Origin of the sequence: Erythrobacter sp. A6_0 (genome assembly GCF_017744235.1) — a bacterium.
In the GTDB taxonomy this organism is placed as follows: Bacteria; Pseudomonadota; Alphaproteobacteria; order Sphingomonadales; family Sphingomonadaceae; genus Qipengyuania.
In genome coordinates this window covers 636,700-649,674 of the sequence record NZ_JAGHQR010000002.1, presented here as the reverse complement: position 1 = coordinate 649,674, position 12,975 = coordinate 636,700, and the positions used below count along the sequence as shown (strand labels likewise).

Annotated in this window: 9 protein-coding genes; 4 read left to right on the top strand and 5 right to left on the bottom strand. The window is 63.5% G+C overall.

Annotated elements, in window-relative coordinates; translation table 11 throughout:
• Positions 1 to 16 precede the first annotated feature (16 nt).
• From J7347_RS08765 to J7347_RS08755, 3 genes are all read left to right on the top strand, one after another.
• Positions 17 to 946, top strand: coding sequence for a 2-oxoglutarate and iron-dependent oxygenase domain-containing protein (locus tag J7347_RS08765; RefSeq protein WP_067684390.1), 930 nt, complete (start codon positions 17 to 19; stop codon positions 944 to 946).
• A gap of 271 nt (positions 947 to 1,217) precedes the next feature.
• The gene (locus J7347_RS08760) at positions 1,218 to 4,658 is read left to right on the top strand and encodes a TonB-dependent receptor (RefSeq protein WP_209161685.1); all 3,441 of its coding nucleotides are present in this window, start codon (positions 1,218 to 1,220) and stop codon (positions 4,656 to 4,658) included.
• Positions 4,659 to 4,788: 130 nt separating this feature from the next.
• The gene (locus tag J7347_RS08755; protein ID WP_209161684.1) at positions 4,789 to 5,556 is read left to right on the top strand and encodes a hypothetical protein; all 768 of its coding nucleotides are present in this window, start codon (positions 4,789 to 4,791) and stop codon (positions 5,554 to 5,556) included.
• A gap of 30 nt (positions 5,557 to 5,586) precedes the next feature.
• Here J7347_RS08755 and J7347_RS08750 read toward each other — a convergent pair whose 3' ends face one another.
• The 5 genes from J7347_RS08750 to J7347_RS08730 all read right to left on the bottom strand — a co-directional run bounded on the left by J7347_RS08750 (position 5,587) and on the right by J7347_RS08730 (position 11,222).
• A complete protein-coding gene (locus tag J7347_RS08750) occupies positions 5,587 to 8,172 on the bottom strand; it encodes an HWE histidine kinase domain-containing protein (RefSeq protein WP_209161683.1) in 2,586 nt (861 codons plus the stop codon).
• Positions 8,169 to 8,720, bottom strand: coding sequence for a biliverdin-producing heme oxygenase (locus tag J7347_RS08745; protein ID WP_209161682.1), 552 nt, complete (start codon positions 8,718 to 8,720; stop codon positions 8,169 to 8,171). Before J7347_RS08745 ends, J7347_RS08750 begins: the two co-directional genes overlap by 4 nt.
• Positions 8,721 to 8,909: 189 nt before the next feature.
• Positions 8,910 to 9,212 (bottom strand): polyhydroxyalkanoic acid system family protein, encoded by a 303-nt coding sequence (locus tag J7347_RS08740; protein ID WP_067684396.1) that lies wholly within the window; start codon positions 9,210 to 9,212, stop codon positions 8,910 to 8,912.
• On the bottom strand, positions 9,212 to 9,979 hold the full coding sequence (locus tag J7347_RS08735) for a hypothetical protein (protein ID WP_209161681.1): 768 nt from the start codon (positions 9,977 to 9,979) through the stop codon (positions 9,212 to 9,214). The genes J7347_RS08740 and J7347_RS08735 overlap by 1 nt, the downstream gene beginning before the upstream one ends.
• Before the next feature lies 1 nt (position 9,980).
• On the bottom strand, positions 9,981 to 11,222 hold the full coding sequence (locus J7347_RS08730; RefSeq protein WP_245173917.1) for a toxic anion resistance protein: 1,242 nt from the start codon (positions 11,220 to 11,222) through the stop codon (positions 9,981 to 9,983).
• 166 nt (positions 11,223 to 11,388) lie between these two features.
• Between J7347_RS08730 and J7347_RS08725 the strand changes: the two genes are divergently transcribed.
• The gene (locus J7347_RS08725) at positions 11,389 to 12,966 is read left to right on the top strand and encodes a DUF389 domain-containing protein (RefSeq protein ID WP_209161680.1); all 1,578 of its coding nucleotides are present in this window, start codon (positions 11,389 to 11,391) and stop codon (positions 12,964 to 12,966) included.
• Positions 12,967 to 12,975 lie beyond the last annotated feature (9 nt).

Sequence of the window (12,975 nt, the reverse complement as noted above, 5' to 3'; positions counted from 1 at the left end):
CCATTAGAGACGCATCATGTCCCAGATCGCTTCCGTATCGCTTGCCCGCCCGCTCGAAGAAATCGCCGACGAGCTGGGCCGCTCCTTCGCCGAATACGGTTTCGGCGTGGTGCGCGATCACGGCATCCCGCAGGATCTGATCGCGCGGGCGGAAGAGATGTCGAAGGCTTTCTTTGCGCTGCCCGATGCGACCAAGCGGCAGTACAAGATCGAAGGCGGCGGCGGCGCGCGCGGCTATACGCCGTTCGGGACGGAAAAGGCGAAGGACGCCCAAGTCCATGATCTGAAAGAGTTCTGGCATGTCGGGCGCGATCTGCCCTCAGGCCATGCGCTGTCCGAATTCATGGCGCCGAATGTCTGGCCGGACGAGGTCGAAGGTTTCCGCGAAACCTTTTCGGAGCTCTACGCCGCGTTCGAAGCGGCGGGGGGCCGCATTCTGGAAGCGATCGCGCTCCATCTGGACCTGCCGCGCGATTTCTTCGCCGCCACTGTGGAGGACGGCAATTCGGTGATGCGCCTGCTGCGCTATCCGCCACTGGAAGGTGCCGAGGCCGAAGGCGCGATCCGCGCCGCCGCGCATGGCGACATCAACACGATCACGCTTTTGCTGGGCGCCGAAGAAGCGGGGCTGGAACTGCTGACCACCGAAGACGAGTGGCTGGCGGTCGATCCGCCCGAGGGCGCGCTCGTCGTCAATATCGGCGATATGCTCGATCGGCTGACCAATGGCCGCCTTCGCTCGACCACCCACCGCGTCGTCAATCCGACAGGCGAGGCGGCCTATCGCGCGCGCTATTCCATGCCGTTCTTCCTGCATTTTCGGCCGGATTACGTGATCGAGACGCTGCACTCCTGTGTCGATGCCAAGAGCGGCGAAACCGGCCCCGAACCGATCTCCAGCCACGATTTTCTGATGCAGCGCCTGCGCGAGATCAATCTGGCCTGACTTGCTGCATTGCAGCATGTGGGAGCGACTTCTCGCCGCGACATTTGTAAAAATCTTTCAGTGTTGCGATTCAGGCACACCAGAAAACCGCGCATTTGCAGGGCCTTAGCGGCTCTGCTGCAATGCGGTAACTTAGCACGCGATCTTGTAATCACGCTGTCATAAAACGATAGCTTGGACGTCACGAACCCCGCCTAGCGGGGGATTCGCAACAACGCACTTCGCCGTTTTTCGATCCGAACTTTCTTCGCTTCCGAGTTAGGGATAATCCATGAAGATGAAATATCTGCTGGCCGCATCCGTCGTCAGTCTCACCGCCGGCGCCGCCCTCGTCGCCACGCCCGCCGCCGCCCAGCAGATCACCTCCGGTGTGCAAGGCTTCGTCACCGACGAAGGGGGCACGCCGCTTTCGGGCGCGCAGGTCGTCGTCACCGACACTCGCACCGGCACCAGCCGCACGCTCAGCGTCGGTTCCGACGGATCGTTCCGTGTCGATAGTCTCGTCACGGGTGGCCCCTATACCGTCACCGCTACTGCGCCCGGCTACGAAGGTCAGGCGGTCGAAGACGTCTTCATCAACCTGCAGGGCAACAGCCAGCTCACCTTCTCGCTGTCGAGTGCTGCGACTGCCGCTGCGGAAAACGTGATCGTCGTCACCGGCGCGCGCGTCCAGCTCAGCCAGCGTGCCATCGGTCCGGGCCAGTCCTTCGGTGAAGAAACCATCGAAGCCTTCCCCTCGATCAGCCGCGACATCCGCGACATCATCCGCATCGATCCGCGCGTCAGCCTCGACCGTTCGAATGAAGTCGATCGCGTATCCTGCCTCGGCGGCAACGACCGTACCAACGCCTTCACGGTTGACGGTATCGCCCAATCCGACCTGTTCGGCCTCAACGGCACGCCCTTCGCCAGCCGCAACTCGCTGCCGCTTCCCTACGACGCCATCCGCGAGACCTCGGTCGAATTCGCGCCGTTCGACGTTCAGTACGGCCAGTTCACCGGCTGTGCGATCAACGTGGTCACCAAGTCGGGCCAGAACGACTTCCACGGTTCTGCCTTCTTCACCTATGCCGATGACAGCCTGCAGGGCGACAGCATCGAAGGCACCAATTTCGACGGTGCTCCGTATGAAGAGAAGCGCTGGGGTGCCACTCTCGGCGGTCCGATCATCCGCGATCGCCTGTTCTTCTTCCTCGGCTATGAAGAAACCGATCTCGGCGACAGCCAGCTGACCGGCCTGCCGGGCCAGGGCTTCGCCAACGAAGTCGACTTCGTGACGCAGGCGCAATTCGACCGCTTCTCCGACATCCTGAGCAGCGTGTATGGCTTCGAAAGCGGCGGACAGGCGACGGCATTGGCCGAAAACAGCCAGCGCTATTTCGGTCGTATCGACGCCTACATCACCGAAAACCAGCGTCTTGAGGCGACCTATCAGCGGCTCGAGGAAATCAACGTCGAAGAAGACGATTTCTCGCTCAACAACCGTGTCTTCACTGGCCTCAACAGCTTCGAGGAAGAAGGCACGACCAGCGATTATTACTCGCTGCGCCTCTATTCCGACTGGTCGGACACCTTCACCACGGAAATCCGCGCCAGCCGCGCCGAAGTGCAGGACGTCCAGGGCCCCGTCGGTGGCGGCGAAGCGCAAGGCGACATGCCGATGCCGCGCTTCGTCGTCGGTGTGAACAATAACGGGAATAACGGCTCGATCTTGGCTGGCCCAGGTTTCTCGCGCGCCGCGAACGATCTCAAGACCACCGTCACCCAGCTGAAGGCGCTTGGCCGGATCAACGCCGACGATCACACGATCACGATCGGTGGCGAATTCAACGAGCTCGACGTGTTCAACCTGTTCGCGCAGAACTCCACCGGCACGCTTACTTTCACCAATCTCGACGATTTCGCCAACGGTGTGCTGGCGGGCGGCACCAACACCTTCCCCGATGGCGATGCCATCAATGCGGGTCAAGCGGCGGGCGCCTACGGCAACTTCACGGCGAGCGGCGACATCAACGATGCCGCAGCGAACTGGAAGCGCCGCACCTGGACCGTCTACGCCCAGGACGAATGGCAGGCGACCGACCAGCTCGGCCTTGTGGCCGGCGTGCGCGTCGAATGGCTGTCGGGTGACGCTCCGGCGGCCAACCCCGCCTTCTTCAATCGGTATGGCTTCACCAACGCCAACAGCTTCGGCAAGATCGATCCGGTCGTGCTCCCGCGGCTTGGCCTGACCTACGACGTCTATAATGACGGCTTCATCCGCAACACGCAGATCAAGGGCGGCGTCGGCCGGTTCACCGGCGGCGATCCGGCGGTGTACTTCTCCAACGCGTTCTCGAACAACGGCTTCGCGGTCGGCTTCGGCCAGACCGGTCGGGATAATTGCTTCGTGGGCAGCCGTGCCGACGTGACCAATGGCAACACCTTCACCGGCGTTCCGGCCTGCGTCGTCAACAATGCGGCGGCGCAGTCAGCCCGCGGCCTGGCCGATACGCAGTCGACCGATCCGAGCTTCAAGCAGCCGACCGTGTGGCGCGCCAATCTCGGTCTTTCGACCGAGTTCGGCACGCCGACCGGCTTCTTCGCCGATTGGCGCCTGAACCTCGACTTCATCTACAGCCGCTTCCAGAACCCGGTGGACTTCGTCGATCTGTCCCAGGTCGTCGACACGCGCCTCGGCCTCAACGGCTTTAGCGTGGATGGCCGCCCGATCTATCGTGCGATCGATCCGACGGCGAATGGCTGTAACGCCACTCTCCTCAACCAGGGCGGGCGCCCGCCGCAATACGCGAACGTCACAGCACCTTGCTTCAACACCAGCCGCGACGATGAAATCCAGCTCACCAATGGCGAGGATTTCGAAAGCAAGATCGCTTCGGTCGTGCTCAGCAAGCGTTGGAATCGCGGCCTGTTCACCGATGGTGGCGGCGTCAATTTCAACATCGGCTATGCCTACACCGATGCGGAGAACAATCGCTATTCGAACAGCTCCACCGCGACGTCGAGCTTCGACATTGTTGCCGCTGCCGATCGTCAGCAGGTCGCCGTTGCGACGGGCGAGTTCGAGAACCGTCACAACATCTCGGCGGCGCTCAACTTCCGTGAGGCGTTCTTCGGCGATTACGACACGAGCTTCGGCTTCGTGTTCCGCGCGAGCTCGGGCCGTCCGTATTCGATCGTGTTCCAGAACGCGTCGAGCTCGGTATTCAACGACAGCGCGAGCGGCAATTTCAACTCGCTGCTTTATGTGCCGACCGGTCCGAACGATCCAAACGTGGTGTTCTCGAATGCGAACTTCGCCAATGCGGTGGATCAATTCGTTTCGGCCAACGATTGCCTGAACGATTTCCGCGGTCAGACGGTGGAGCGTAACAGCTGCCGCAATGACTGGTATTACGATCTCGACCTGCGTTTCGGCCAGGAAATCCCCGGTCCGATGAGCGTGTTTGGCGTGCGTGACGACAGCCTGCGCCTGTTCGTGGACTTCGACAACTTCCTGAACCTGATCGATAGCGGTGCGAATGTCCGGCGTTCGTATGGGTATTCCGAAGCGCTGGTTCGCGGCAATATCGATAGCCAGGGCCGTTACGTCTACTCGCCCGGCGGCGGCGTATACGATGCGGCCAGCAACACGGTTGGCCTGCGTGACCAGTTCATCGGCGTCTCGTCGTCATTGTGGAAGATCCAGCTCGGCGTGAGCTACGAGTTCTAAATAGCGAACACGTCCCGCCTCGTGCGTGGCGAGAGCGGCGGCCTTTCCGTTTCGGAAGGGCCGCCGTTTCGCTTTCTGAACGCGATAACGGTTCCGGAACGCAGCCGCATTGCGGGGCGTTCGTCTTAGCGTGTCGGACAGTCCAACCCCTTTCAGCGCCACGCGCCGCAAGCCCAATCCCTGGGTGATCGCCGGTGTGGCGGTCATCCATGTCGCGCTGTTCTACGGCCTGATCCGTGCGCTCGCGCCGGGTGCGGTCCAGTCTGTGGAGCGTTCCGTCGTGTCGGCCTTCACGGTGACGGTCACGACCCCCGAAGAGCCGCCGCCCCCGCCGCTAGAGGAGGACGACGAAGAGCCGGCTGCCGAGGGCGCGCAGGGCGATCCCGGCCGCGATGCAGTGCCGCAGCCCGTTACCGCGCCGTCTCCGCCGGAGCCCCTGCGGCGCGATCCGCCCGCGCCCCGCGCGTCCTCGACAGGCATCGAAACCCGCTCGGGCGCAACGCAAGACGGTGATGGCACGGGCGCTGCGGGCAGTGGCCTTGGCACGGGCAGCGGGCGTTCGGGCAGCGGGCAGGGCAGTGGCGGCGATGGCGGCGGACCGGTCACACGGCCGAGCGTGCGGTCCGGATCGATCGACGCGGTGCGCGATTTCCCGCCTCCGCCGGGTGGCCGCGACGCGCGGGCGGGCACGTCGGTCACGGTGGTCTTCACCGTCGGCCCAGACGGGCGCGCCTCCGATTGCAGCGTGGCCGAGCCCGGACCGGATGCCCAGACCAACGCGCTGGTCTGCCGTCTGGTGGTCGAGCGGATCCGCTTCAATCCGGCTCGCAATGCGCAGGGCGAACCGGTCGCCGCACGTTACGGCTGGCGGCAGGACTTCTTCCGGACCGGGCGATGACCTGACCCGGCCCGATACATCTCGACGGGTTTAGCCTTTGGCGATTTCGGAATATTTGCCGAGCATGCGGCGCAGCTCGTCCTTGCCGTAAGGCTTGGTAAGCACGCCGAGAGCGCCGATCTCTTCCAGCCTGTCGGCCATCTCACCATAACCGGTCGCGAGCCAGAAAGGCACGCCCAACTCGTTCAGCTTCACCGCCACAGGCTCGCTCGATTCGGTGCCGAGATTGTAGTCGAGCACGGCGAGATCGTAGCTCTCGGCCTCCAGCTCCTTCAGAGCGCTCGACACCTTCGCAGCGATGGTCACCTCGGCGACACCGAGATCGCGCAGCGTTTCTTCGGTGTCCATGGCGATGATCATGCCGTCTTCCACCAACAGCACGCGTGAGGGGAGAGTTTCGATGGTTTCGCCCTGCATGCCGGTATCCTTGCGGTTGGGTCGCGCCCTTTCCGCCATGGAAGCCGCATCGATGCGGCCCTTGTGAGTAATGAATCGACCCGGGATCCAGAATTCGGCCTCGACGCCCGACAGCTTAAAATCGAGCTCCGCACGTCCGTTCAATTCGAAGGGGATCGATTTTTCGATGATGGTGCTGCCGAAGCCGCGGCGTTCGGGAGCGCGCACGGGTGGGCCGCCGGTTTCCTTCCAGCAGATCGTCATCCCGCTTTCATCGCAGGCGATTTCTACGGAAAGCCTTCCGCTCTTGTCGCAAAGCGAGCCGTATTTGGCGGAATTGGTCATCATCTCGTGAATGACCAGTGCCAACACGGTGTAGGCCTCGGGCGAGACCAGGGCTTCGTCCCCGACAATCGAAATCCGGTCGAGCTTGCCCGAAACATAGGCTTCCGCTTCCGTTTCGATCAGTTCGGTGACGGAGGCGGGCGACCAGTTTTCGCGGGTGATGTTGTCGTGCGCGCTTGCCAGGGCGTTGATCCGCCCACCGATCAGGCGCGCGAATTCATCGACATTCACCGCCTCGTGACGCGACTGGTTGATGAGGCCGCGGATCAGGTTGAGGATATTGCGCACGCGGTGATTGAGTTCCGCGATCAGCAATTCCTGCTGGCGCTGGGCTTTCGCCCGCTCGGTAGCGAGTTCGTCGGTGACGCGCAGGATAACTTCGAGAAGCGTCACGCGCAGGCTTTCGACGAGCCCGAGCTCTATCTCGGTCCATTCCGCGCTCTTTCCGGTGACCGATTGCTGCCACGCCTCGAAGCTCTTGCGCGGCGTCAACCGTGCCCCGTTCGGCCCCAATTCGACCGGCTTTTCCGGATTACCCGCCCAGGTGACGGTCTGCTTCAATTCGCGCCGCCACAGGATCACGTAATCGCGCGGACTGCGTGAAACCGGGATGATCAGCGCGCCCACCGCCCGGTCGGCGAAGGCGGCCGCTGCCGGTATGCGCTTCACGAGACTGTCCGACGCGATCGTACGGCTGGTCGCGGAGGAATTGAGTGCCGGCATGAGCGCCATGAATTCGGATTCGTCCGGCGCAGCGCCAAGAGCGCGATATTCGCCATCGACATAGGCGCTGATCCCGTCATGCGGGATTGCGCGCTTGATGATCGGGCGCAGCGTGGGGAGTGCTTCGACCAGAGCTTCGCCGCCGGCGATGGCACGCATCAACTGATCGTGCAGGCTTCGGCCCGCGTCCTGGACGGAGGCGCGCTCTTTACCGATGGTGCGCTCGGCTGTCAGCGAAAACAGCTCGGAGAACAACTCCGCCGCCGTGCGCAGCGAATAGGGCAGGACTTTGGGCGCGTAATGGTGGCAGGCGAACAGACCCCACAGCTTCCCGTCGATCACGATCGAGATCGAGAGCGAGGCGCGCACGCCCATATTGATCAGATATTCAATATGGATGGGCGAGACCGCGCGCAGCGTGCTCATCGACAGGTCGAGCGGTTCGCCTTCGGCACGAATCTGCGGTTCGATCGGCACCGGTTCGGCCAGCGTATCGCTGATGATGCGGAAGCGATTGCGCAGATAAAGGCGCCGCGCCTGCTGGGGAATGTCGGTGCGCGGATAGCGCAGGCCGTGGAAGCTGTCATACCCTTCTTCGACCGATTCCGCGATAACCGCGCCGCTCTCGTCGGCCTGAAAACGATAGACCATCACCCGGTCGAAGCCGAGCAGGTCGCGCAAACGATCCGCGGCCTGTTGGCACAGTTCGAGCAGATCGTCGGAGCGTTCGAGCTGGCGAAGGATCGGCTGCAGGCTGCGCAACTGCCGGTCCATCTCGTCCGACGCACTCGGCTCGAACTCGATGACGGTCAACCCGTCGGTGTTGTGGATCGCGCAGTCGAACGGCCCTTTGCCGCCGACCAGATGCACGGCGAAGAGCCGTTCCACGCTTTCCGGATCGTTCAGCATTCCGCTAGCGCGACCGATCGCGGACATGGCTTCGGGCGTGAACAGCGCGCTTAACTGCGTCCCGATCTGCGGAGGCTCGGACAGCGACAGCATTTCCGCGAAATTGGCCGAGCGATGGGCGATCATGCCGTCGGTGGTGACTGCAATCAGGGCGCCAAAATTCTGGATCGCGCCGATCTGGTGGATCGGTTCGCGGTCGCAATTGGTCAGATCGACCGGGTCGAGATCGACATGTTCGTTCATGCCGTTTCGGCCACTGGTTCGAGCGCGTCGAGGAAGCAAGCGAAAACCGCTTCGGCGGCCAGCACGGCGCGGCGCGCGCGCGCGGGATCGGCCTCTACTTCGAGTTCGGGACGCAACTTCTTGAAAAAGGCGGGCATGGCCCCGTCCGACAGGAAAGCTTCCGGCCCGTCCAGTCCGAGCTTGCGCCGCTGCGCGAGCATGGCCCGATTGCCGAGCGAGGATCCCGCCAGCGCCCATTGAAGCCCGATGGGATCTGCGTTTTCCGGCAGGGAGAAACCGTGGTGCCGCACGGGTATCGTCTGGCCCAGCGCCGCAAGATCGGCTTCGATCAGCGTAGCCTGCGCCGGGGGGGCGGCATGGGCGGGAAGGTTGCGCTCGACCCATTCCTCGATGGGTTTGCGCGCGCGATGCTGCGCCATGAGGAAGCGCGCATAATCGCGCGGCGAGGCGATCGCCTCCTCTCCCATGGTGCCATCGAGCGTATCATGCATCGACGCGGTTTCGCGCTTCAGCACGCTTCTCAAATCGGAACGACCCGTACGACCCATGAAATTCTGTCTAGCCCCTCCAGTGTCGCGAACAAAGCCCTAGCGGCATGCCAGCAACCACTTTGCAAACGTCTGACGAGCGCCTGCTTACCGATGGCGCAGCCCACCCGCGCGCAATCTTCCTCAGCGATGGACTGTTGAGTTTGTTCCAAGAGCGGGGATTTTTTTCCGAGACATCCGTTAGAAGCGCTACTTCGGCGCCAGCAGCTTGCGCCCCTTGTCGCGGATCGCCCCGGCAATCATCGGCTCTACGAAAGAAAGCGCGGGGGGCAGGTCGACTTCGAACACCACCTCGTGATCCTCGATCAGCACGCGCCCATCGATACCCTGGCCCATCGCGCGAACCGAGAGGTCCATCCGGTCTTCATGCGGCCAGTCTGTTTTGACGTCGGCCATGCCGCCGGGCACGAAACTGGCGATTTCGTGGCTGCGTTCCCTCAAGCGGCGGCGGACTTCCTCCTTGGGAAGCTGGTGGGCGATAGGCACACGCATCAGGTCCGGTTCTCCAATTGCGGGCTCGTCTCTGCCCCTTCGCCGAATTTGTAATCGAGATAGCGGTGCTTGATCGCCAGATCGTCGAGCGAACCTTCGGCAAGCTGGCGCGTGATCGAATCGATTTCGCCGCTGATCTTGGCGAGACTGTCAGTCAGCTGCTCGTCCGGCGTCGCTCCGGCGCGCTTCTCCGTGCGCAGATTGGCGGGTATCCTGCGATAGCTGTCGATCATTTCGGGTAGCTGTTCGCCCACCAGTCTGCGGACCTCGCGTGCCTTTGGGTGGTTCTGGTCGAGCCCTTGCAACTGGAGGCCCAGCGCGTCGAGCTGGACGCCCATATCGCTGACAAGAGCAGCGGCAGGCGCGGGCAGGGCGGGGCGCTGCGCTTCCAGCCATAACTCGGTGCGAGTCACCATCTGGCCGACATCGCCCTTGTTAAGATCGGCGCGCTTGGGCGGTTTCGCCTTGGGATAGCCCGCCAGCACCGCCACTGCGACCACGCTCGCCAGAATGAGCGCCATCACGCCGACGAAGCCGATGCCGTTGAGGACGATCCCCAGCACCCCGGCCGTGGCCCAGATCGCGAAGAGGGCGATCGCGATATTGCGCAGGCGCTTGACCCACAGATCGCGCTTGGCCTTGCGGGAGGCTTCGCCGATCGAGCGGCTCGAGACCGCGCGCCGATGGCGCCCGCCCGTGCGGTTGTCGTCGCGCAGGCTTTTCGCGTCGGCGATCAGACGGTCATGCTGGCTGGTAAGGTCCGCCATCTTATCCTTCGATGCTCAACAGGCCGCTTTCGGCGACCTGACGCTGGGCCTGGTTTTGGCCTTCGGCGCGGGCGATATAGCCCTTCGATTTTTCGACCTCGTCGCTGAGCACGGTGACGGTCTGCTTCATCGAATCGAGCGCGCGCAGCTTGAACTGGTCGACCTCGTCCATCGTGTCGTAGATGTTCTGGAAGGCGCGCTGGAGCGTTTCCAGCGGGATCGTGCTGGCGGCGGCCTGTTCGTGGATCATGCCCGTCTGGTCGCGAAGCATCGTGCTCGTGCTGTCGATGATCCCTGCCGTCGTTTCGTTGAGCGCGGTGATCTGGCCCAATACGAGGCGCTGATTGGTCATCGCTTCGGCCACCGTAACCGCCGTGCGCAGCGCGCCGACCGTCGTGGTGCTGGCGCGATCGACGCCCTTCACCAGCTCGACATTGTTCTTCTTGACCAGATCGAGCGCGAGATAGCCCTGCACGCTGACCGCCATCTGCGTCAGCAGATCCTGCGTGCGCTGGCGGACGTAGAACAGCGCCGTCTCGCGCACCGCCTTGGCCTTGGCCGGATCGGTGGCGTCGAGTTCCGCCGCCTTCTCCTCCAGCTTCGCATCGAGCGTATTGGAGATGTGGATCATCTGTTCGAGATTGCCCATCGCCTCCCACAATTTCTGCCGCTCCACGTCGATCGCGGCATTGTCCATGATCAGCTCGTCCTTGCCGCTGGCGAGGTTGGAGAGGATCGACTGGATGTGCGTCTGCGCGCTCTGATAGCTGCGGAAATAATTGGTCAGCTTGTTGCCGAACGGAATGATGCCGAGGATCTTGCGGGTGCCCGACAATTTGCCGCGCTTGCCGGGATCGAGATCTTCCACCACGCGGCGCAGTTCGGCCAGATTGGCGCCCACGCCCTCGTCCTTGTCCATCGCGCGCACCGGCCGGTCGAGGAAGCGGTTGGACATGCCCGCCGCCGCCATGATTTCCTTGCGGCCCATATTGGTCAATTGATCGACCTTCTTGCCGAATTCGGGCGAATTGGCATCGGACGCGATCAGGTCGGCCACGAACCCGTCGACCTTGGTGTCGAGCTTGGACTTGACCTCGTCGCTGACGGGAACGAGCCCGGCGGCCTTTTCCGGCGCGACCTGGGGGACAGGATCGGGCGGGGTCAGATCGAAGGCGGGTTCGGTCTTGGTGGCCACCGGGCTGGCGGCGGTGCCGGAGGTTTCGGTGTTGAGCGTGTCGGCCATGAATTCGTCCTTTACCCCATTATGGCGCGTGCAAGTGTGTTATGCAAATAAAACGGCTGCCGCGATCCGATCGGCTTTCTCTGTCCTGCGACTGCGTCTCGTCTTGCCGCTGGTATCTTTTGCAATCTATGGGATCGGGCCGGTCGAAGGCAAGTAGGGAGCATCGATGGCCAGCGCGCCGAACCGAACAGATACGCGCGACGCAGCGGCGGCCAATTCCGATCCCACGCCTTCGGGCTGGATGGACCGGATCGTCAACACGCGGCTGGAAACCTGGCGCCGGTGGTGGCGGGTCGCGGTGCTGGAGACGGTCGATCAGGAAGCGGTGATCGAAAAGCGGCGCGAAGAGGCTTATACCTCGCCGCGCTATCTCTTCATGCTGGCCATGTCGGCGGGGATCGCGATCCTCGGCCTGTTACTGTCCTCGCCGGCCGTCGTGATCGGCGCCATGTTGATCGCGCCCTTGATGGGGCCGATCATCGGTGCGGGTTTCGCTCTGGCGATCGGGGACTATAGCTGGCTGCGCGGATCGGCGGTGGCGCTGGCGGCGGGCACGGTGCTGGGCGTGGCGCTGACTGCGCTGATCGTGTTCGTATCCCCCCTGCAGACCGTGACGCCGGAAATCGCCGCGCGCACGCAGCCCAATCTGTTCGATCTGGCCGTGGCGGTATTCTCCGCCCTCGCAGGCGCATACTCGATGATCCGGGGGCGCGAGGGTACGATCGTGGGCGTCGCCATCGCGACCGCGCTGATGCCGCCTCTGGGCGTGGTGGGTTTCGGCCTGGCGACTGCCAACTGGACCGTCTTTTCCGGCGCGCTGCTGCTTTACGTCACCAATCTCATGACGATCGCGCTGGTGGCGACGATCATGGCCCGCATCTACGGATTCAGCGCGCGCCTGTCGGAAAAGCAGACTCGTTGGCAGACCGCGCTGATCATCGCAGTGTTCATCGGCCTGGCCGTCCCCCTGTTCTTCTCGCTCAGACAGATCGTCTGGGAAACCAACGCCGCGCGTGTAATCCGTACCACCGTGCTGGCGGAAGCAGGTGCCGACGCAAGACTGACGAATATCGATTTCGATCTGGATGCGGATCCGGTGACCGTGTCCGCGACAATCCTGACTCCAAGCCCGCGCCCCGCCGCCGAAGCGGACAGTGAGGCAGCTCTCGCCAGCCAATTGCATCGCCCGGTGGAATTGGCGCTGACTCAATACAGGGTCGGCACGGGGGCCGAGGCGGAGGCGGTAGAGCTGCTCCGCGCGCGTGAGGATAGCCAGCAGGCCTTGAACGAGGAAACCCGTTTGCTCGTCGAGCGCGTGGCATTGATTGCCGGGACCGATCCGAGCGACGTCACCGTGGATCGCGAGGCGCGCCGGGCCGTGGTGCGCGCGGCGCGCCTTCCGGGGGCGGGGCTCGCGGCCTATCGTGCGCTCGAGGCGCGCATCCAGGCGGCATCGCCGAACTGGACCGTGCGGATCGAGCCTCCGCTGCTCGCGCTTCCCCAGATCGCTTTCGACGGTCAGGATTTGACCGCCGCAGGCCGCGTTGCGCTCAATCTCGTGGCGTGGGCCGCTTCGCGCCGGGGACAGCCGGTCAGCCTGACCGGGGGAACGAGCCAAACCCGCGCCATTGCGGCGCAAATTTTGGAGGAAGCCGGTGTCGCCCCGATCCTCAACGTCGGCGGGCCGGTCATGCAGGCCGGATGGACGCTCGACCCACCCGAAGACGAGACGGGCGCGCCCTGATCCGTCGCG